The organism is Psychrobacter sp. JCM 18903, from assembly GCF_000586475.1.
GTDB lineage: Bacteria > Pseudomonadota > Gammaproteobacteria > Pseudomonadales > Moraxellaceae > Psychrobacter.
Map to the genome: position 1 here is coordinate 60129 of NZ_BAWJ01000009.1, position 22432 is coordinate 82560.

15 protein-coding genes and 7 pseudogenes are annotated in these 22432 nt (G+C 41.3%); 19 read left to right on the forward strand and 3 right to left on the reverse strand.

All coding sequences use genetic code 11. The features are described 5' to 3' along the window. The first annotated feature begins 8 nt into the window (after positions 1-8). From TT12_RS07885 to TT12_RS15490, 16 genes and pseudogenes are all read left to right on the forward strand, one after another. On the forward strand, positions 9-680 hold the full coding sequence (locus TT12_RS07885) for an ABC transporter ATP-binding protein (protein ID WP_045453663.1): 672 nt from the start codon (positions 9-11) through the stop codon (positions 678-680). After that, positions 658-1764, forward strand: a complete 1107-nt coding sequence (locus TT12_RS07890; protein ID WP_226950228.1) for a KpsE/RkpR family capsule polysaccharide export protein — start codon at positions 658-660, stop codon at positions 1762-1764. The genes TT12_RS07885 and TT12_RS07890 overlap by 23 nt, the downstream gene beginning before the upstream one ends. Positions 1765-1819: 55 nt before the next feature. After that, complete coding sequence (locus TT12_RS17070) at positions 1820-2128, forward strand: hypothetical protein (protein ID WP_045453668.1); 309 nt, start codon at positions 1820-1822, stop codon at positions 2126-2128. A 130-nt stretch (positions 2129-2258) separates the two neighbouring features. Further along, complete coding sequence (locus TT12_RS17075; protein ID WP_243443498.1) at positions 2259-2405, forward strand: polysaccharide biosynthesis/export family protein; 147 nt, start codon at positions 2259-2261, stop codon at positions 2403-2405. Between the two features lie 14 nt (positions 2406-2419). Then, positions 2420-3526: a polysaccharide biosynthesis/export family protein gene (locus TT12_RS17080; protein ID WP_243443499.1), complete on the forward strand. Its 1107-nt coding sequence runs from the start codon at positions 2420-2422 to the stop codon at positions 3524-3526. A 151-nt stretch (positions 3527-3677) separates the two neighbouring features. Beyond that, the gene (locus TT12_RS07905) at positions 3678-4127 is read left to right on the forward strand and encodes a capsular polysaccharide export protein, LipB/KpsS family (protein WP_045453673.1); all 450 of its coding nucleotides are present in this window, start codon (positions 3678-3680) and stop codon (positions 4125-4127) included. Continuing rightward, entirely contained in the window at positions 4124-5701 is a 1578-nt protein-coding gene (locus TT12_RS07910; RefSeq protein ID WP_279378846.1) for a capsular polysaccharide export protein, LipB/KpsS family, read from the forward strand. Before TT12_RS07905 ends, TT12_RS07910 begins: the two co-directional genes overlap by 4 nt. 31 nt (positions 5702-5732) lie before the next feature. Then, positions 5733-6257, forward strand: a pseudogene (locus TT12_RS18375) (capsular polysaccharide export protein, LipB/KpsS family); the annotation flags it as partial. A 366-nt stretch (positions 6258-6623) separates the two neighbouring features. Further along, entirely contained in the window at positions 6624-7661 is a 1038-nt protein-coding gene (locus TT12_RS07920; protein ID WP_243443500.1) for a capsular biosynthesis protein, read from the forward strand. Between the two features lie 349 nt (positions 7662-8010). Then, positions 8011-9807 (forward strand): translation elongation factor 4, encoded by a 1797-nt coding sequence (gene lepA, locus TT12_RS07925; RefSeq protein WP_045453683.1) that lies wholly within the window; start codon positions 8011-8013, stop codon positions 9805-9807. A gap of 103 nt (positions 9808-9910) precedes the next feature. Next, a pseudogene (lepB, locus tag TT12_RS07930) lies at positions 9911-10812 on the forward strand (signal peptidase I). A 146-nt stretch (positions 10813-10958) separates the two neighbouring features. After that, positions 10959-11351, forward strand: a complete 393-nt coding sequence (locus TT12_RS07935) for a DUF4845 domain-containing protein (RefSeq protein WP_227678196.1) — start codon at positions 10959-10961, stop codon at positions 11349-11351. Positions 11352-11471: 120 nt separating this feature from the next. Beyond that, positions 11472-12268: pseudogene (gene rnc / locus TT12_RS07940) on the forward strand (ribonuclease III). Between the two features lie 360 nt (positions 12269-12628). Continuing rightward, entirely contained in the window at positions 12629-13594 is a 966-nt protein-coding gene (gene era / locus TT12_RS07945; RefSeq protein WP_045443844.1) for a GTPase Era, read from the forward strand. A 56-nt stretch (positions 13595-13650) separates the two neighbouring features. Further along, positions 13651-14427, forward strand: a complete 777-nt coding sequence (recO, locus tag TT12_RS07950) for a DNA repair protein RecO (RefSeq protein WP_045453689.1) — start codon at positions 13651-13653, stop codon at positions 14425-14427. Positions 14428-14545: 118 nt separating this feature from the next. After that, a pseudogene (locus TT12_RS15490) lies at positions 14546-14968 on the forward strand (pyridoxine 5'-phosphate synthase). A gap of 87 nt (positions 14969-15055) precedes the next feature. Here TT12_RS15490 and TT12_RS07955 read toward each other — a convergent pair. Then, positions 15056-15781, reverse strand: coding sequence for a GspH/FimT family pseudopilin (locus TT12_RS07955; RefSeq protein WP_201501983.1), 726 nt, complete (start codon positions 15779-15781; stop codon positions 15056-15058). Between the two features lie 561 nt (positions 15782-16342). On the opposite strand from TT12_RS07955, the pseudogene TT12_RS07960 reads away from it, so the two are divergent. From TT12_RS07960 to mscL, 3 pseudogenes are all read left to right on the forward strand, one after another. Beyond that, positions 16343-17651: pseudogene (locus TT12_RS07960) on the forward strand (OmpA family protein). Positions 17652-18004: 353 nt separating this feature from the next. Then, positions 18005-19854, forward strand: a pseudogene (gene typA / locus TT12_RS07965) (translational GTPase TypA). A 285-nt stretch (positions 19855-20139) separates the two neighbouring features. Continuing rightward, positions 20140-20582: pseudogene (mscL, locus tag TT12_RS07970) on the forward strand (large conductance mechanosensitive channel protein MscL). Between the two features lie 123 nt (positions 20583-20705). Here the strand turns inward: mscL and TT12_RS07975 are convergent. Both TT12_RS07975 and mutM read right to left on the reverse strand, forming a co-directional pair. After that, complete coding sequence (locus TT12_RS07975) at positions 20706-21146, reverse strand: hypothetical protein (RefSeq protein WP_045453692.1); 441 nt, start codon at positions 21144-21146, stop codon at positions 20706-20708. 328 nt (positions 21147-21474) lie between these two features. Further along, complete coding sequence (mutM, locus tag TT12_RS07980) at positions 21475-22413, reverse strand: bifunctional DNA-formamidopyrimidine glycosylase/DNA-(apurinic or apyrimidinic site) lyase (protein WP_045453695.1); 939 nt, start codon at positions 22411-22413, stop codon at positions 21475-21477. Positions 22414-22432: the final 19 nt, after the last annotated feature.

A 22432-nucleotide genomic window follows, 5' to 3' on the forward strand; every position in this document is an offset into this window, starting at 1 on the left:
GTAAATGAATGATTGAGATTAAAAATGTTTCTAAGTCCTTTATGACCAAGCAGGGTCGGCATTATCTATTTAAAGATTTGAATCTGACCATTGGTGATAAAAAAAGTGTGGGTTTACTCGGTCGTAATGGGGCAGGTAAATCAACTCTGCTGCGTATTATTTGCGGACTAGATAAGCCTGATCACGGAGAGATTATTACCGACTCGACGATTTCTTGGCCAGTAGGGGTAGCCGGCGGTTTCCAAGGTAGTTTGACGGGTCGTCAAAACGTCCGCTTTGTTTGCCGTCTTTATTCAAGCGGTCCCTATATTGACGAAAAAATTCGTTTTGTCGAAGAGTTCGCAGATATCGGAAACTATTTCGATATGCCGGTAAAAAGTTATTCATCAGGGATGAAAGCACGCTTAACGTTTGGCTTAAGCTTGGCCTTCGATTTTGATTATTATATGCTTGATGAAGCAGGCGCTGTGGGTGATGCGGCTTTTCGTAAGCGTAGTGAAGAGATATTGGCCGCGCGCCGTGAACAAGCAGGGTTTTTGATCGTATCGCATAACATCGGTGATATTAAGCGTAATTGTGATATTGGTATTGTGCTAATGGATCAAACAGCACACGTCTTTGAAGACACAACAGAAGCGATTGAGGTATATGAAGAGCATGTCCACAAAGCGAAAAAATAAGATAATTGACTTCTCGCTGTTTATTGGCTTGGTGGTCCTCCCTTGGGTGTTGGTGATATTTTATGTCATGACCATTGCTCATCCGCGGTTTATTTCGACGGCTGATGTGGTGGTCAAACAAGTCAGTGATACCAGTGTGCCTTCTGGCGGTGGACTGTCGGCCTTGCTGGGTGTGAACAGTACCAGTAAAGAAGATGCGACTTATCTGACCGAGTATATTCTATCCAATGATATGGTGAAGCGCCTTGATAATAAGTTCAAGTTCCGCGAAGCGTATCATGTCGATGGCTCAGATCCGCTTAATGAGATTGAGCCTGATGCCACACAAGAAGAGTTACTTGAGTACTTCAAAAAGCGTGTACACATTAATCTGGACGAGCAAAGCTATGTGCTGTCAGTATCGACAGAAGCCTTTGATCCAAAGTATGCTTTTGAGCTGAATAAAACGATCCTCAATGAGTCTGAGCAGTTCGTCAACCGTATTTCACAAGAGGTGGCTCGTGATCAGCTGGTATTTGCTGAGACACAGTTAGATGAATCACAAGATCGCCTAAATGATGCCAAAGAACAGTTATTGAAATATCAAAACGAAAATGAGATTTACGATCCACAGTCCAATGCTCAAATTGTGAATCAGCTGATTGGTAGTTTGCAAGCGCAATTAAGCTCATTACGTACCGAAGAGCGTCAATTACTCAGCTATCTAAATCCAGATGCACCGCAAGTAGTGTCATTAAGAAGCCAGATTAAAGCAGTCGAAGAGCAAATCAACCAAGAGCAAACCAAGCTGACATCACCGAATACCACCAAGTTGAACCGTCAAGCGGTACAGTTTGAGACTATCAAAGCAGATGTTGATTTCGCTACTGAGCTCTATAAATTGTCGTTATCTTCACTTGAAAAGGCACGTTTAGAAGCCTTTAAAAAGATGAAAAATTTGATTGTCATCTCAACACCGTATCAAGCTGAAGAAGCAACTTATCCACGCCGTGCATATATTATTTGGACGTCGCTAGCATTACTTTTGATGCTTTATGGATTTGTGCGCCTAGTGATGGCGGTTGTACGTGATCATCGTAGCTAGTTTTAACACACCAGATATCAGTAATGATCGATAGATCAGCAAAGGAATACCACTCATGAATATGAAACCACGTCCTATTGTGACCGTGATAAAAGTGTTAAGTTTGGCCATGGCAGCCAGCAGTGTATCAGCACTAGCAGCAGGCAGTTATGCTGATCAAATCTCAGGATCTAGCTTTGGCACCAGCAATAACAGCATGAGTCAAGACCAAAACCGCAATAACATCAATGTCTCAACACAGGCATTTGCAGGTGGTGTATCAGGACAGGCGACCGCGCAAGAAGCGGTTAATGCCTCAAGCTTGCCAAGTCAGTCAGTCATCAATACCACGCGCCCTATCAAGACATCAATACGCAAGACATGATGTTTGGTGAGCAGCTCTTCCGAGGAGCATTTTCGACCACTTCTGGCTCTACCTTTAATGACAGTTACGTGATCAACCCAGGTGATAACGTCCAGTACGGATGTGGGGCGCTTATCAATATGCGGCTACCATGACCGTCGACCCACAAGGCAATATTTTCTTGCCAAATATCGGTCCAGTACGTGTCTCAGGTGTGCAAAATGGCAGTCTGCAAAATGTGGTAAAAAGTGCTGTCAGTCGTATTTATCGCTCGAACGTTGCGTTTATGCTTCATTAGAGCAAGCACAGCCAGTGAAGGTATTTGTAACAGGTTTCGTCAAGCAACCAGGCTATTACGGCGGTTTAGCAGCAGACTCGGTATTGTCTTATTTGGATAGAGCAGGTGGCGTTGACCCAACACGTGGTAGTTATATTGATATTCAAATCAAACGTAATGGGCAAATGCTACAGCAAGTCAACCTGTATGATTTTTTACTAGCGGGTAAATTACAAGCATTCTCTTTTCGTGACGGCGATGTGATTACGGTCGCGCCGCAGAAAAAAACCTTTGAAGTGGGCGGTCAAGTCCAAAACGAATATACCTTTGAATTTGATGTGAATGATTTGACCATTGGTGATGTATTGCAAGTGGCCAATCCCGCAGCAAATGCGACCAACGTTAGTATCACTCGCAGTGCAGGACGTGCACAGACGGCGGAATATTACTCGTTGGCAGAAGCTCAAAACGTGCCTGTTTATAATGGTGATCAGATGGTAGTTACCTCCGATCGTTATGCGGGCACAATCGCGGTGCAAGTAAAAGGTGCGCATACGGGTAATGGTGCCATGGTTGTGCCATATGGTGCTCGCTTAAAGGATATCGTGCCGCAACTACAGCCAAGCCCACTCGCTAAACTGACTCATTTGACCATTTATCGTGAGTCTGTTGCTGAGCAACAAAAACGCATGATTAATGAGTCGCTCGATCGTCTAGAAGAGCTGACGCTTGCCACGCAGTCGACCACTCGTGAAGAAGCAGCACTGCGTCAAGACGATGCAGCGTTGGTTAAGCAGTTTGTTGCCAAAGCGCGTAATGTTAAAACGACGGGTCAAATTGTTGTCGTCCCGAATTCGTGGCAGGATATTATTCTGCAGCAAGGTGATATCATTGAGATACCTGCGCAAACGTCTGTCATTACCGTTAATGGTCAAGTACGAGCACAAGGCGCGCTGACCTTTAATCCAGATTATACCGTTGGTGATTATGTTGCCAATTCAGGCGGTTTCTCTGACAATGCTGATGTTAAAGAAATCTTGATTATTCATCAAAATGGCGCCAGTGAGGTGGTCAATACCGCTTATCGTATCCAGCAAGGCGATGAGATATGGTATTACCAAAAGTCAAAACCAAGCGCGTAGAAATTGCGCGTGGCTTATCGCAAATTGTTTATCAATTAGCCATCGCTGCTAAAGTGGTTCTCGATTTATAACCATTATTGAAAAGTTGTATAACAAGAGAACAAGTCATTTGCATAGATAGATGCAAAAGTAATGAATAAGGGTGTTAAAAATGGCAAAAATCGCGGCAGATGATGTCAATGTGGCAGTGACCTCTCACTCTGATAATGCCTTGCTTTTGCCATCATCCGCATACCAATTGCCACAGCATTTGGCGGTCATTGGTAAGGGTATGCGTCAAAACAATGTACTTTTGTCTCAGGTATTGCAGGCAGATATTCAGCGCTGGTATCCGTGGTCAGGTATACCGCAACGTATCAATGTAAGTAAAACGCATTTACTGTCTGCATTGCCATTACCAAACATGATAAAAAATCAGATAACTCATTTGTCCAGTTCCTTTCTCTCTTTTAAGCAACCCGATGCCTTTATCGGTTGGGGTCGTAAAAAAAGTTATCAACGAGCTAATAAAGTGGCTAAGCGGCAAAAGCTTGAGACATTAAGTGTCGAAGATGGCTTTTTGCGCTCATTAGATTCTGGTATTAGCAGCCGTCATGGCTGAGTGTCGTCGTTGATGACCTTGGTATTTATTTTGATGCGACGCATGACTCACGCCTTGAGCGGCTGATTATTGAGCGTACTAAAAATACTGCTACGCCCAATAGTTACGAAATAGATGACGCGCGCGCGCGGCAATTGATGGCAAGTATTTGTAATGAGCAGCTCAGTAAATATAACGTAGTGATCGATTGTCCATCCTTGAATAAATTGATAAATGAAGACGGCGTTAATACAACAGCAGATCCATTGAAATCGCATGTTTTATTGATTGACCAAGTGGTTGGTGATGCTTCTATCACCGGTGCGGGCGCGGATAAACGTCAGTTTAAGAAGATGTTAACATCTGCGTGTCGTAATCATCCTCATGCCCATATTTGGATAAAGGCACATCCTGCGTCAAAATCGGGATACCTGACTCGTTTAAAACTACCTAAGCAGGTTCGGTTATTAACTCAAGCGCTCAATCCTATCGAGCTATTAGAGCAAGTTGACCATGTTTATACGGTCAGCTCCCATATGGGCTTTGAAGGGTTGATGTTAGGTAAAACAGTACATTGCTTCGGGGTCAACTGGTATAGTGGCTGGGGTCTAACTGATGACAGCGGCGCACCCAAAAATCTGCTTAAAGCGGTCGAGAAACGTCGTCAAAAACTTGTCAGCAAACAGCTAGAGTCTAGGGGACACTCAAATCCTGCATTGTTTCCTACATCATTTGCTAAAAAAACATCTGCGACGTTAGAAACGTTATTTTATAGCGCCTATATAGATTATAGTCGTTATGTAGATCCGGCCATCAAGCAAGCCTGTGATATTGATACAGCGATAGAATGGCTAGTGACTAATCGATATTGGCAAGCGCGCCTTGAAGGTGATCTCACGATATATGAATTTAGTCGCTGGAAATTACCATTTGTAAAAGCTTTTATGAATCTACCGCGTACGACATTATTTATCAAACCCAAGCCACGTCTCAAGAATTTATTGCATCCTGATCATTTTCGTGTTGATTATCAGCAGCCTCTACTAGTGTGGGGTTTGGCTAAGCGGCAACAAGTACAAAATAAATTACAGCGTAAGCTTGAGAAGCAGCCGCATTTGTCCATACCGTCTATATACTGTATGGAAGATGGATTTATCCGCTCAAATGGTTTGGGCGCGACGTTGTTAGCACCGTTGTCAGTCGTCATAGATAAGCAAGGTATTTATTATGATGCGACCCAGCCTTCAGACTTAGAGACACAGCTACGTCGTTGTCAAGCACTGAACCCACAGCAAAGTGTCCGTGTACAACAGCTGCAAGATAAATTGCTGAATCAGCGGGTGAGTAAATACAATGTTGGGGCTGAGGTCGACAGTGCTAATAACCAGCATACTTCGTGGATGCATGAGGCTAGGGTATCTGGTAAGCGCCGTCTGCTTATCATCGGTCAAGTCGAAGATGATTTATCGGTGCAGTACTGTGGCTCGACGATCAAAACCAACAGCGGCTTGATTGAGCGTGTATGCCAAGACAACCCTAATGCTTATCTTATTTATAAGCCGCATCCTGACGTTGAAGCAGGGCTAAGCTGGTAAGGTTAGCGCAGAGTTTTTACAACAGGTCAGTGCCGTCGCATATGATACCGCGATGCCTGATTGCTTAGAATGTGTCGATGAAGTACATACGATTAGCTCATTGACTGGCTTTGAGGCGTTGCTGCGTGGTTTAGACGTTACTTGCTACGGCTTACCGTTTTATGCTGGTTGGGGTTTAACGGCAGATATTGATGCCCAGTTGTCACCGAAAGCTGACTATTTAGAGAGACGAAAACGCGACACTACATTAACGCTTGAGCAATTGTTATATTGTGCGCTTATTCGCTATCCCTTATATCGTTTACCTAATGGCTACGGGCTTGCACAAGTAGAGCAAGTGATTGACTATTTATACCCTCCTAAAAGCGCTCCTTTGCTTAAAGATATTCATAATACAGCGTCTCAAGCGCAAATATCTAACCCTATAAATAGCTCGATTAACCATGCGACTTCAGTTTTATCCACGCTACCTGACAATTTTCAACACCAAGCGACGACTCGTTTTATGCAGCAGCGTCATCAATGGCAGCAGCGCCTGCGTAAATTATCTCGTTAGTTTATTCTAAACTTGTGACGCAAATCCATTGCGACAAGTAGGGGCTTTTTCGGTATAATCAGTGATGATTAGTGTGTATTTACACGGCTTAATATTCAAGTTATTTAATAAATACTCTCGATTTTATTCTTCATCTTCTCATTAATGGTAATTCAATACTATGGCAGCTTCGATGTCTCACTTGCTTACTCATCGACACGTCCTGCTGTTACAAGGAAAGATGGGCGGATTCTTCAACCGTTTTTCGACATTTCTGCAAACTCAAAATATTAAGGTTAGTAAGATTAACTTTAATGCAGGTGATGCATTTTTTTATCATCATGATAATACCTATGAATATACCGATACGTTAGCGCAGTTCTCTTCTTGGTTGCAGGTTTCATTGAAGAAAATAGCATTGATGCGATTGTCTGTTTTGGTGATTGTCGTCCGCATCATACCCAAGCTGCTTGTATCAGTGAGCAGTTGGGCACCTCTTTCTTTGTATTTGAGGAAGGCTATTTGCGTCCCGATTACATTACATTGCAAGAATATGGCATTAATGGCTATTCGCGCTTAAATACGGCAGATATTAAAGCGCTCAAAAAAGCCAATGATAAACCACTGTATACTCACAATCGTTTTTATCGTTTGAGTATCGCTGCGATTGTCTACTATATTATCGTTTGGATATACAAAAGTCGCTATCCGCACTATTCGCACTATCGCGGTATGACGGCGTGGCAAGAAGCAATCGCTTGGCTCAAAGCACCATGGCGTAAATTGCGAGGGTATTTACCTGATAAGCGATTGCAAAATAAGCTGACCAAAGAACAAAGTAATAATTATTTTTTGATTAGTTTACAAGTGCATAATGACTCGCAGATTACCCATCATAGTGACTATCGTGATGTGGTGCAGTTTATTGATGAGTCTATTGCCAGCTTTGCAGAGTATGCTGATAAGCAGCAATTACTAGTATTTAAGCATCATCCGTTAGATCGTGGTCATCGAGATTATCGCGAGCTGGTATCTAGCTTGGCTAGACGCTATCAAGTGGCGGATCGTGTATTTTATGGTTGCGACATGCACCTGCCAACCTTGATGAAACACAGTATTGGGATGGTGACCATTAATAGCACGACAGGTTTGCAATCGGTATATCACAAAAAACCTACCAAGATCATGGGTCGTGCGATTTATGATACGCCGAAACTGATAGATCAAAAACCACTTAATGATTTTTGGCAACAACCTAACCACCCAGATAATGAGTTTTATCTTAGATTTCGTGAATACTTGATAGAGCAAACTCAGATCAACGGGGCTTTTTATGGTAAGTCACCATGGATGCATAAATATCTGCATAGCGCAGGATGTGAACCCATAGAGAGCGATCTGTCTAAAACCAATACCCCTCAGTAGATTATTGATTGTTCATATTCAGTTAGCATGAGTCTTGTCGAAGTGAATAAGGTGCTATCAAGCCGCTCGCTTTCTATCTGTACAGTTATCCGCTCGTAACTTCACTTGTAAATCATCCCTCTGCTAATAAAATCGCCTTACTTTATGGTAGAAAACTGCTAGAATACTCTTTCATGCCTGCGCATAAGAGTTGACGTCCTGAGCGGTTGATTGGAGATAATAATATTGGCAAATAAGCTGATTCTAATTATTTTCTCTTCAACGATGGACAGCTATTTTAGCGGTTGCGCCTGACAGTATTTATTTCTTAATTTTATTATTCTATCACCCTTAATTTAGTAGGCGCTTTGTGACTGCATTAGCAAATATTCGTAACTTTTCAATCATTGCCCACATTGATCATGGCAAGTCGACGCTTGCTGATCGTTTTATTCAAATGTGCGGTGCCTTGCAAGATCGCGAGATGCAGGCGCAAGTACTTGACTCCATGGATATTGAGCGTGAGCGCGGTATCACCATTAAAGCGCAGTCGGTAACCTTATTCTACGATCATCCTAATGGTGAGCGCTATCAGCTCAACTTTATCGATACTCCAGGACACGTTGACTTCTCATACGAGGTGTCGCGTTCACTAGCCGCTTGTGAAGGGGCGCTATTGGTCGTTGATGCCGCGCAAGGGGTGGAAGCTCAGTCCGTGGCCAACTGCTATACTGCCGTTGATCAGGGTCTAGAAGTCATGGCGGTACTAAATAAAATTGATTTGCCACAAGTCGAGCCTGAGCGTGTCATTCAAGAGATTGAAGACATCATCGGTATTGATGCAGTTGATGCGCCACGAGTTTCTGCTAAGTCGGGTTTGGGCGTCGATAAACTACTTGAGGCATTGGTTGAGTTTATCCCTGCACCGACTGGTGATCGTGAGGCACCCCTACAAGCATTGATTATTGACTCTTGGTTTGATAATTATCTGGGCGTTGTGTCATTGGTTCGGGTACGTGAAGGCACTATCCGAAAAGGTGATAAACTTTATATCAAATCAACCAAAGAAGCGCATTTAGTTGGTTCGATTGGTGTCTTTACGCCTAAGCCTGTAGATACGGGTATCTTGGAAGCGGGTGAAGTCGGTTTTATTATTGCTGGTATCAAAGATATCGCTGGCGCGCCAGTGGGTGATACGATTACTCATTCTAAAACGCCAGACGTTGAGCGTATTCCAGGTTTTAAACAGATTACTCCGCAAGTCTATGCCGGTATGTTCCCTGTTGAATCTACAGATTTTGAAAAATTCCGTGAAGCGCTGCAAAAGCTGCAAATCAACGATGCCTCATTGTTCTTTGAGCCTGATACCTCCGATGCGCTAGGTTTTGGTTTCCGTTGTGGTTTCCTTGGCATGCTGCACATGGAGATTATCCAAGAGCGTTTAGAGCGCGAATATGACTTGGACTTGATTACCACTGCGCCGTCAGTTATCTATGAGATTGTAAAAAAAGATGGCAGTATTATCTACGTTGATAATCCATCAAGATTGCCTGAACCCAATAATATCGAAGAGTTCCGTGAGCCGATTGCCCGTTGTCAGATTTTAGTACCGCAAGATTATCTTGGTAATGTGATGACGCTTTGTATTGAGCGTCGTGGCGTACAAGTTGATATGCGTTTTATGGGTCGTCAAGTGCAGCTGATCTTTGATATTCCAATGGGCGAAGTAGTCATGGACTTCTTTGACCGTCTAAAATCAGTTTCGCGCGGTTTTGCCTCACTTGACTATAATTTTGAGCGTTATCAAGTCGATAAATTGGTTAAAGTAGATGTATTAATCAATGGCGAAAAAGTCGATGCGCTGGCCATGATTGTGCATGAAACCCAATCACGCTATCGTGGAAATGCGTTGGTGACTAAGATGAAAGAGTTGATTCCGCGTCAGATGTTTGATGTGGCAATTCAGGCCGCGATTGGTAGCCAAATTATTGGGCGTAGTACGGTGAAAGCCATGCGTAAAGACGTCTTAGCTAAGTGTTATGGCGGTGATGTGTCGCGTAAGAAAAAGCTATTGTCTAAGCAAAAAGCGGGTAAAAAACGTATGAAGCAAGTCGGTAATGTGGAGATTCCACAAGAAGCCTTCTTAGCGGTATTGCAGGTTGAGTAAGTCATTACTAATTGCGGGTCAACGATAGTGTTGTTGGTGTAATTAGTGGCGAAGTTGATAGTATAGATAGCCAGATAAGTCGCTCGTTAATAGGCAATTGAGTATGGATTTTGATTTTAATTTAATTTTAGTACCATTAACCATTGGTTTGGGTATTATTTGGCTATTAGATAAGCTGACCCTGAAACAGCGTAAAACTCGCGGGCGTGGTCAAGAAAGTCTCTTGGTACGCTGGGCTTATGATTTTTTCCCCGTATTGGCAGTGGTGTTAATAGTACGCTCGTTTTTGATTGAGCCTTTTAATATTCCCTCATCTTCTATGGTGCCGACATTATATACGGGCGATTTTATTGCGGTTAATAAGTATGCCTACGGGGTGCGCCTACCGCTGACGTATAATAAAGTGCTGGATACGGGCGCGCCTGAACATGGTGATGTGGCGGTATTCCGCTATCCTGAAAACCCAAGTATTTATTATATCAAGCGTGTTATTGGTTTGCCTGGTGATACTGTTAGTTATGATCAAGGGACACTTTCTATCAACGATGTCCCAGTTGACACTAAGCCTGTCGATTTTGCGGCAAACCTGAGTTGACCTCACAGCTTTATTTACCAGGACAAATTGGTCCAGGGCAAGTACTGACCGAAGACAGTGCGGCAGCGATGGGTCAGCAAGAAGAAGGTGAGGCGCAATACTTTCAGGAAACACAAGGTGAAAACAAGCATCTTGTTCGTTACTTAAATGGTATGAATAGCTCTCAATATGCACCATTTTTGCAGCAGCAATCGCCAGAAGTGGTTAGCTCAGCAGGTACCAAATGGCGTATTAGCGTTCCAGAAGGTCAGTATTTTGTGATGGGCGATAACCGCGATCGTAGTGCTGATGGTCGGTTTTGGGGATTTGTTCCTGATGAGAATTTAGCGGGTAAAGCGGTTTATATCTGGATGCATAAGCCACCCGGACTTAATTTACCAACGTTTGAACGCAATGGTACTATTGATTAAGATTATGTAATTAAGATTATGAGACGCTCTATTGGTTGATTTATCGATAATAGTTTTATGCTAATATTGTTGCTATCTAATAAACGGCTACCTAGTATTTCGGTAGCTCCTAAAAAATAGTTGTTTACCAGTAGAGGGATATCATAGTGCAGCAATTATCTGGAATCGCCACACAGCGTGGTGCTAGCGTAACGAGTATCGTTTTAATTATTCTTGTGTTAGGAGTTGCTGCCAAATTGATGGTTGCTATCGTACCTGCTCAGATCGGTGATTATCAATTGACCAAGACCTTAAGCGCACAGCTTAAGGAGGCAAATAATAATAATGAGACGGCCAAGCAGTTTGTCGAGCGTGTCAATAGACAGCTATCTATTAATGCTGATTATGATACTCAGGCGGAAGACGTATTTACTTTTATTGATAAAAAGACGGGACAATTGGCTATTCGTAAAGAATATGCAGTCACTAACAATTTCTTTGGTAATGTAGATATTGTCAATCGCTTTGAAGGTGATATCGATATGACAACAGCAGAGTAACTAAAAAGAGTGTTAGATCACTCTTAAACTTTTTAATATCTGAATGTCTTTATAATATTCATTAATCCATACTATTACTAACCAAATCAGTAAAACAGAAGGGATAACCACAAGCCACGCATGAAACCAACTTTGCAGCATTCCCAAGCGATTCCTACTCCTCAACAAAATAGCACGTCTGTCGACACGCTGATTGTTAGCTCAGAATTTATTCAGCAGTTAGCCGTATTAACACGCAAGTTAGGCTATGTGTTTAAGGACTTGAGTCTCCCCAACTTGCGTTGACACACCGCTCATTTGATAGCAAAAAAAATTATGAGCGTTTAGAGTTTTTAGGAGACGCTCTGTTAGGAATGATTGTGGGTGAGGCTTTATATCATCGCTATCCTAGCCAAAATGAGGGTCGCTTGACTCGTATGCGTGCCACCTTGGTACGTCAAGAATCATTGGTTATTATTGCGCAAAACTTAGAGCTCTCTAATCATCTGATATTAGGGATAGGTGAGCGTAAAGGTGGTGGGCGCAATCGCGCTTCTATATTGGCTGATGCTGTGGAGTCTTTGATTGGTGCTATTTATTTAGACAGCCAAGATTTGGATATTACTCGCGATTGTGTTCTCTCATGGTATGGTGATTTGATTGACAACGTTAATGACCAAAAAGCGTTAAAAGATGCCAAGAGTCGATTGCAAGAGTGGCTACAATCTAAGCAGTTTGATCTGCCACATTATGAGCTGATGGAGACACGTGGTAACGCGCCGCATCAAATTTTTGTTGTACGTTGCCATGTTAATATCAATAACTGTGTTGATATTACTGAATCTGGTGAGAGCCGCCGTATCGCTGAACAAAAAGCAGCAGAACTAATGATTAACCAGTTGCATAAACTGCCGAGCTCAGCTAAAAAGCGATCCTAACTAGGATTAACCTATGGATCGCACATACCACTTTTTTGACAGTATATGTTAAGTGACGTTTTAAAAATCGTTTATTTGAATTAGCGTAAACGTCACACATTTCAAAACCTTAAATATTTCCCAGCCGATGATTGTTTTGCTTTTTTAGTGCTGATACAGCCAATACATCATTAACCACCATTTGACTGGGTATAAATTCTATAGGATTAACCTATGAGCAATCGTACTGACTTGCCATCCAATGATGAAGATAATGCCAAAAATATGACCGAAAACACAGAGTTGAATCAAAACCAAGATAATATCGATACTACTAACGATGGCATCAATCAAGCAGAAGATATTACTGTAGACAACGATATGGCAATTGAAGAATTCTTTGCCCCTAGTAGTCATGCAGGTATTGCTGATGATTTTAAAGCGGGTTATGTCGCGATCGTTGGACGTCCAAACGTTGGTAAATCGACTTTGATGAATCACTTATTGGGTCAAAAGCTGTCTATTACATCACGTAAGCCGCAAACGACTCGTCACCGTATCCACGGTATTTTGTCAAATCATGAGATGCAGGCAGTATTCGTTGACACGCCGGGTATTCATCGCAATGAAGTACGTGCTATTAATGAGCGTATGAATAAAGCTGCGGTATCTGCATTAGTAGATGTTGATTTGGTATTATTCGTTGTTGATTCAGATCAATGGCGTGATGATGATTTGTTAGTTCTACAAAAGCTTGGCGACACAAATTTAAATGTGGTATTGGTTATTAATAAATCTGATACCTTAAAAGATAAAGGCAGCGTGTTGCCGCTGATTGAGACGTTTAATGACAGTTTTGATTTTGCCGATATCGTACCAGTATCTGCCTTAAAAAACCAAAACCTAGATCGTCTACAAGAAGTGATTGCTTCGCATCTTCCTATTGCTGCTCCTATCTATGATACCGAGCAAATTACTGACCGCTCAGAACGATTTTTGGCCAGTGAAATTATCCGCGAAAAAATCATGCGTAGCGCTGGTGACGAAGTGCCATATGACTTAACTGTACAGATTGATGGGTTCAAAGATGAGCCTGCGCACACTGATCCAAAAACAGGGCGTCCACGTAAGGCTTGTACTTTCATCGATGCAACTATTTATGTTGAACGTAGTGGTCAAAAGGCCATTGTGATTGGTGATAAAGGTCAGCGTATTAAGCAAGTGGGTATGGATGCTCGTAAAGATATGGAGCAGCTGTTTGATAAAAAGATTATGCTGACACTGTGGGTGAAAGTGAAACGTGGCTGGTCTGATGACGAACGTGCATTGACTAGCTTAGGATATTGATTGAAGAATAGCGCTTGAATCACTTTTCTATAGTTTTGATGCTGAGGTGATAAAAAATGCGTAACGAAGCGTTAGTCGGTTATTTATTGCATCAGCGTCCTTATCAAGAAAAGCGCGCCTTATATTATCTGTTTTCTCAGCAACATGGCGTGATCCATGGTATTGGAAAAAAAGGCGCGCCATTGTTCATGCCATTGCAGCTCTTTGCCAGTGGTAAACGCGATTTAAAAACGTTTAGTCAGATCAATATTGCATCGCAACACACAACTCAAACAGGCATAGCAAAAGATGATGGCATTGCCACTGTTGTAGAAGCATTGCCCTACGAAAATATCACAGGTCAACATCAATATGCGGCGTTGTATTTAAACGAAATACTATGGCGGTTGTTGTCGACTGAAGATCCAATGCCAGTATTGTGGCTACATTATCAGGACAGTCTGTCTCAGCTTAGGCGACCTTTGAGCGCCAACGAATTACGGTTGTGCTTGCGTCAATTTGAGCAGCATTTATTCAATGAGTTGGGTTTTAGCTTAATATTGACGCAGGATAGTATTGAAAACATCATTCAGCCTGACGATTCTTATCGTTTTCTACCTGATGTTGGTTTAGTGCCTGTCTTGCAGAATGATATACAGACTGAGCATTTAGACAATACTATTGAGCAATATTTTTTCAAAGGTACTGATATCATTGCGATGACGCAGTTAGGTATTACTGACAAAACCTTAAATAATTGGTCAAAAATCCATCGACAGCTTATTGACCATTTACTGGATTATCAACCATTGCAAAGCCGTCTATTATGGCAGCAGCAACAGCGTTACCAATAAATAATAGTGCTACTCTCAAAGTGCTGTAACCACTCGGATTGCTACTGAGACTGTCTAAAGTTTCATATTCTTGTACCGTTGTTCAGTCAATTGGTTTTCGTTATCAAAAAAAATTCTTATGACCACTGCTTCATTAACTTCATCTAACAACCCCTTCCAAAAACTTTTATTAAGTGTAAACATTGATCACATAGCAACTTTACGTCAAGCGCGTGGGGTTAGTTATCCAAGCCCTTTAGCCGAAGCTCTTTGATGCGAGAAGGCGGGAGCAGATGGTATTGAGTTATATACAGGCGCTTATGCTGAGGCAAGCTTGGTAGCCGATATGGACATGCAAAATGCTGAGCTGAAACGAATTAAGCAAGCTGTTGCTACTGTTTGACGCAGTGATAATAACCTCTTAATTAACGCAGGTTATGGTCTGACACGTGATAATGTGAGTGCTATCGCACAAATTAAGGGTATTTATGAGTTGAATATTGGTCGTGCATTCATTGCAGGCGCTGTATTTGTAGGACTCGAACAGGCAGTGATTATGTGAAAGAAGCAATATATACAGATCTACAAAGCTATTAAAAAATATCATTGCTAATTTATGTGAGTGGTAACTTATGCCATTAGTAATTTCTTATTCGTCACATTCAGTGGGATGATCTTCATTAAGTTTTTGTTTAACAATACCTCCTTGGTTAAATGATATTAGATACATTGCTTCATTATAAGCAACGATGGGACAGTATTTTATATGGCCAAAATGTCCTCGTGGTTTGCCACTATCACCCCAAAATTTGGTGTAGTGGCGTCGACTTCCAACTCGTAAACTTAGCTTACTGTATTTAGGATTTAAAGACTGCTGAACGACTAATGAATCTACCTGAGCATCAAAGTGATTATTGTCATTTTTATCTATGAATAACAAAAGCGTCTTATCGCTGTCTCTATGGCAGCGCCCTCCAGTATCAGATAAGCAAACAATGACATTCTGTCTTCTGATGTAACTCTCAGCCTTGGCTAAGGCAAGAGAATTCTCTAACTGACTTTGAATCCGTTTGGCTTCCATACGTGCTAATTGTGTTCGTATGACTGGAGCTACGATCATCACTATAATTACTAATACACATACAGTGACGATAAGTTCAACCAGCGTAAAACCCTTGTTATGTCTATTAACAGTGCTTGGGTCTGTTCTAGTGTTTGTATTAGGTGCTCTTTTATAGAGAGATACTATATATCTGTGATACACATAAAGAATCAATCGGCTCTGAGCTAGCCTGTGCTTATTTGAAGTAAAAACCCATAATATAAATGCTGAGAGCTTTTTATAACTTGATAATGTTTTATGCAGCAATGCCATGAGGCTTGTTACCTATAATAAGTAGTTTAGTTCAATAAAACAGTCTCGCTTCTTTAAATGTTATTCAATCCAATCATTGCATAAAATCGAGCCAATATGCGCGCGAAGTTTTGGAGTAATGATCAAATTTATGATGTTTGAAATAATGTTGAGTGCTATAATATAAACAGAATATATGTCTACTGTCAAAAAATGTTTCAATTAGTGAATGACTGGTTTTAATAATAGAGAAAAAATACTAACTGTACTAAAATACGCCCAGACAATAGATACTGTTAGGTTTACTATCTATTGTGAACTGACATACAAAAGATAAAAAGCGTAAGGTGTGTTAGTTCTAGGTAACTTAAGCTGGTTATTGTGTTTTAGTTACGACATTATCGTGTAATAATGTGTAGCTCGTTAACGAAAAAAAGTTGTAAACTGAATTGATAATCGCTAAGCTACTCCTTAATTGGTTTTGCTTTGTCACTTAAAATTCGTAAAAGATGTCTATTTTAGAGCATCTTGAGAAGCGGTTTTGCTTAATGCATCACTCAAATTATCCTTTGGAGGAAGTCCATGAAATTGAATAAAATTGCTCTAGCTCTGGTTGCTGTAGCAGCTGCACCTTTAGCAGCTAATGCTGGCGTAACTATTAGCCATTGTTACTAGGTTATCATTACACTGGCGAAGCTCATGACGAGCAACGCGAAGTCCTTAAGACTGGTAAAGACCTTTATATGAATGGTCAGAATCCATCACAACCAATTGATGGTCGTAACGGAAATCTAAACGGTGGCGTAGCTAAAGAAAGCAGTCTATATACTGGTGCTGCACTAGGTATTGAGCTAACTCCTTCTACTCAGTTCCAAGTAGAGTATGGTGTATCAAATGCAAACGGCGAAGCTTCAGAAAGATCAGCAGACGCTGGTGTTAACCGTTTTGACGTAGAACAAACCATGCTTTCTGGTAACTTCTTAATCGGTACTGAAGAATTTACTGGTTATACTGATAGCGCATTCAAACCATATGTATTGGTTGGTGCTGGTCAATCTAAGATTAAAGTAGAGAACCAAGAGCAATATGTTGCGACGGGTAATGCGCAAGGTACTACAGCAGGTCAACCTGTATCAGCTGGTACTGAAGTTGCAGAGTCTAAAGATACCATTGGTAACCTAGGTCTAGGTGCTATGTATCGTATCAACGATGCTTTAAGCCTACGTGGTGAAGCTCGTGCGATTCATAACTTTGATAATAACTGGTGGGAAGGCATGGCTTTGGCCGGTCTAGAAGTTGTACTTGGTGGCCATTTAGCGCTACAGTAGCAGTACCACCAATGCAAGAGCCAGTTATCGATACTACTCCAGTAGTCGTAGTTGAATCTGATCTTGATTCTGATGGCGATGGCGTACCTGATAGCATCGATGCATGCCCAGGCACTCCTATGAATGTCGTAGTAGATGAGCGCGGTTGCCCAGTACCAGTAGATATTACTGATGAGCTGAAAATGGAACTACGTGTATTCTTTGATAACGATAAATCAACTATCAAATCTCAGTATCAACCTGAAATCGCTAAAGTAGCAGAGAAGATGCGCGAGTATCCTAACTCTACAGCACGTATCGAAGGTCATGCTTCTAAAACTGGTCCTTCAGCACGTTATAACCAACGTTTATCTGAAGCCCGTGCCGTTGCTGTTAAATCTATGTTAACTAACGAATTCGGTATTGCTCCAAACCGTATATCAACAGTTGGCTATGGTTATGACCAACCAATCGCTCCAAACGACACTGAAGAAGGTCGTGCTATGAACCGTCGTGTTTATGCCATCATCACTGGTGACAAAACAATGACTGTTGAACAAACTAAAGATATGGTTGTTCAGTAAATAGTATTGGACCGATTTTTTTACTAAATATATAGTTACAAAAAAAGTCACCTAATGGGTGGCTTTTTATTTATGGATTGAGAAAAGCAAGTTATTACATAAATTTGTGGAGCAATAATGTTATACTAGCTGCCCAAACATTCTGTAAATTGACAGAATGTACATTAGCATAGCTATCTGTATGATGAATTTATCAGTGTAGATACTTGATTATATTGAAATTATTTGATTAACCGCATCTATTGTGCAGTCTTCTAAAAGTAAGTACTCAATATCTATCTGGTTGATGATAAAAGTTTATCCAGCGGCGCTTATTGCTACTGCATTTTTTTAAGACGAAACGAGCATTTTATATGGCGAACGATATCAAACACCTGCGTAACATTGCAATTATTGCCCACGTTGACCACGGTAAAACAACTTTGGTTGATAAGTTATTACATCAGTCTGGTACTTTTGGCGACCGTGCAAACATTGCTGAACGTGCAATGGATTCAGGCGATATTGAGCAAGAACGTGGTATTACCATTTTGGCTAAAAATACAGCCATCCGCTGGACAGATAAGACTGATGATACTGAATATCGTATCAACATTGTTGACACCCCAGGTCACGCCGACTTTGGTGGTGAAGTTGAGCGTGTAATGTCTATGGTTGACTGCGTGCTTCTAGTCGTTGATGCGGTTGATGGCCCAATGCCACAGACCCGTTTTGTGACGCAAAAAGCGTTCGAGCAAGGTCTAAAACCTATCGTTGTCATCAATAAAATTGACCGTCCTGCTCACGCCCTGACTGGGTAATGGATCAAATCTTTGATCTTTTTGATAACTTGGGTGCAACTGATGAACAGCTTGATTTCCCAGTTGTTTATGCCTCAGCATTGAATGGTATTGCAGGTTTGGAAGCTGACGATTTGGCTGATGACATGACACCGCTTTTCAAAACAATTGTTGATGTGGTTCAGCCTCCTCAAGTTGATGCTGACGCACCGTTCCGTATGCAAATCTCAAGCCTTGATTACAACAGTTTTGTTGGCGTTATCGGCATTGGTCGTATTCAGCGTGGTAAAGTTAAAACCAATACTCAAGTGACTGTAATCGACAAAAATGGCAATACCCGTAATGGCCGTATTTTGAAAATTATGGGTTATCATGGTCTTGATCGTATTGATGTTGAAGATGCACAAGCTGGTGACATCGTTTGTATTACTGGTATTGATTCGCTTAATATCTCAGATACGATTTGTGATCCTAGTGCTGTCGAGGCATTACCAGCATTAACGGTTGATGAACCTACCGTTTCTATGAACTTCCAAGTAAATAACTCACCTTTTGCTGGTCGTGATGGCAAGTTTGTGACCTCGCGTAATATCCGTGAGCGTCTTGAGCGTGAATTGATTCATAACGTAGCATTACGTGTAGAAGATACAGAATCTCCTGATAAATTCAAAGTATCAGGTCGCGGTGAACTTCATCTGTCTGTATTGATTGAAAACATGCGCCGTGAAGGTTTTGAGATGGGTGTTTCAGGCCCAGAAGTTATCGTTAAAGAAGTTGATGGTAAATTACAAGAGCCGTATGAAAACGTTGTTTTTGATATTGAAGATGAGCATCAAGGTTCTATCATGGAGCAGGTTGGCTTGCGTAAAGGCGAGATGACCAATATGGAACTTGATGGTAAAGGTCGTATGCGTATCGAAGCGACGATGCCTGCCCGTGGTTTGATTGGTTTCCGTTCTGAATTCTTAACCTTGACTTCAGGTACAGGTATCATGACGTCAAGCTTCTCACATTACGGTCCACAAAAGATCGGTGATGTTGGTGGTCGCTCGAATGGTGTCTTAGTTTCTATGGCGAAGGGTGTTTGCTTAGGTTTCGCGCTATTTAACCTGCAAAAACGTGGTAAATTGTTTGCTGAGCCACAGCTTGAAGTTTACGAAGGTATGATCGTTGGTCTTAACTCACGTAACGATGATATGGCTGTTAACCCAACGACTGCTAAGCAGTTAACCAACGTTCGTGCGAGTGGTACTGATGAAGCATTGACGTTGACTCCAGCAGTCAAGTTCACACTTGAGCAAGCGCTTGAATTCATTCAAGATGATGAATTGGTTGAAGTAACACCTAAGGCGATTCGTCTACGTAAGCGTTATTTGACTGAAAGTGAGCGTAAGCGTCACGGCCGTGGTAAAAAAGGTGCTTAATATTGAGCCATGAATTACTGAGTAATTTATTGGACTGATATTTTATAGAAGCATTTGATGCTGTTGTTATTTAATAATGGGCATCAAGATAACTAAAAAATTAGCAGTATAGAGTGAACTAAATATGGTTCATTTTATGCTGCTTTTTTTTGTTGTAATTTCCATAGAATATAGACAGAATAACCGACAGTAGTAGTGTTTCTCACTATTACTCTTAAGGCTCAAGATTGGGTCGACTGTTGAGATACTTATTCGATTATAGATTAGTATTTTGAGGAGAAAATAATGAGTATGGTTTCTGAGTTTAAAGAATTCGCTTTAAAAGGTAATGTGATGGACTTAGCGGTCGGTGTCATTATCGGTGGAGCATTTGCTACTATCACAACGTCCTTAGTTGAAGACATTATTATGCCAATAGTGGCTTTCATAGCAGGTGGCGAAATCAACTTCAAAAACATGTTCTTAGTGTTGGGTGATGCGCCTGAAGGTGTTGCCATGACCTATGATGCTCTCAAAGCAGCTGGCGTTCCTGTATTAGCTATGGCAGTTTCATTACTGTACTGATTAATTTCTTAATTTTAGCATTTATTATTTTTATGATGGTTAGAATGGTTAACAAAATGCGTCGTAAAGAAGAAGTGCAAGAGCTGGTAAAACAACCTTCAGAAGAGGTGCAATTGCTTCGTGAAATTAGTGCTAAGTTAAGTAATACCACTGTTTCAAAATAAAATATGATGATTTGATTAAAAATACAAAAAAGGCTAACACGACGTTAGCCTTTTTGATGGATAATTTATAAATGCATTGTCTTTAGCGCAGTTATATCATTTAACCAGCTGTTAATATAAAGACTATGGCGTAACTACGACATAATCGTTGGTATTAATCAAAATCTCAGATGGTTGGTCAACGACAATACGGACAACATTATCATTAGTCACTTGTGATTTGTAATAGTTGTCTTCAGCCACAGTACAACCTAAGCAACGTCCCATCGCATCCCAAGGTTCAACAAAAAGTTTCTGCTGCGCCTTATCCGCATTACCACCGATAAGCGAGAAGGGTAGACTAACTAGGTAGGCGGCAGTACCAGCAACGGCACTGACCAGTTGTAGAGGTTTACCCACTACAGTATCAACCACCATTGTCTCATAAGAAGGCCCAAAGTCTGTCTCATCAATTTCTATGGCTGCCAAGGCAGGCTGCATAGTAGCAGCCATTAAACTTAAGCTTGCGGCTATAGTAAAGGCTTTTTGCTTAACTGTGCGTTGGTTTTTGGCTTTAACAGTCATAACGATGTCCTAAAATTCATAATTGGTATGATTATTAGCTGCTGCTATTTCCACACAGAGACAATTTCCCTATATAAATAATGCGCAACGATAAGTAAGCTAAATATATTACAGATGTATAAACATTATGCACTATTTATGTAAGTGCTCATACTATTAAAGCAAGATGTGTGTCAATAAGCAACAAAAATGGCGCGCGATATAATGATATTAGTGCAAAATAATAGGACACTCAGTCAAGAGTATTGTGCTGCCATATTCTATGACTTGATACCTAAGTTATTCTGGTATTTAAGGCGAAACAGATAGTGATAGTTTCAGATAATATTTAAAGGATTGGCTGACAGTTGGGACAGAATACACTGGCGCGACCATTAATTTTGATATTCTCAAGTACGGCATCACAATGCGGACAAGTTTCCCCTTGTCTACCATAGACATTTAATGTCTGCTGGAAGTAACCGGTTTGGCCATCTGCTACGGTGAAGTCTCGCAGTGTCGAGCCACCAAGTGCTATCGCCTTTTGTAAAATAACTTTAATATGATCGACCAAAATAATCATCTGAGCATGGGACAGTTGGTGAGCGGGGGTGGCTGGATGAATAGCTGATAAATATAGGCTTTCAGTCGCATAGATATTACCGACACCCACGACGACCTGTTGTTCCATGATGACTGATTTTATAGCGCGAGCAATGGGCTGCTTTTTTGATTTGGCGTTGCCAATTGCTACGGTATCAGCACTGTGATCAAGCAAGTTTGACCGTTGAATCAACTGATACAAATAGTCTGCAGTAAATTCATCTGATAATGGTTCAGGACCTAAATGATCTAATAGCTTAGCACTATAATCCTTGTGCCATAACACTGACCCAAAACGTCTTGGGTCATAATAATGTAGTTGGGATTTTGTATTATTAACGCCCTTAAAAACAATGATGAGATGATCATGCTTGCGCTTTTCAGTACCGTAGCTCTGCTGTTGCAGGCTGCCCGACATGCCTAAATGAACCAAAAGTTGACGCGGTACTAACGTAGCAGTTTGAGCTGCAGCGCTATCATCATTGGGTAATAAAGGTAAAAAGTTAAGAATTAAATATTTTGCGCGGCGCTCAACGCTATCTAGCGTGTAATCAATCAAGCTGTCTAAATCATCTGGCATCGCCCAGCGCAGCTTTGGCTGGAAAACTTTTATATCGATGATGCGTTGCCCTAATAGCGGTGCAAGGCTGGTTTTGGTTGTTTCTACTTCAGGCAGTTCAGGCATGATTTTTTTATAATAACCT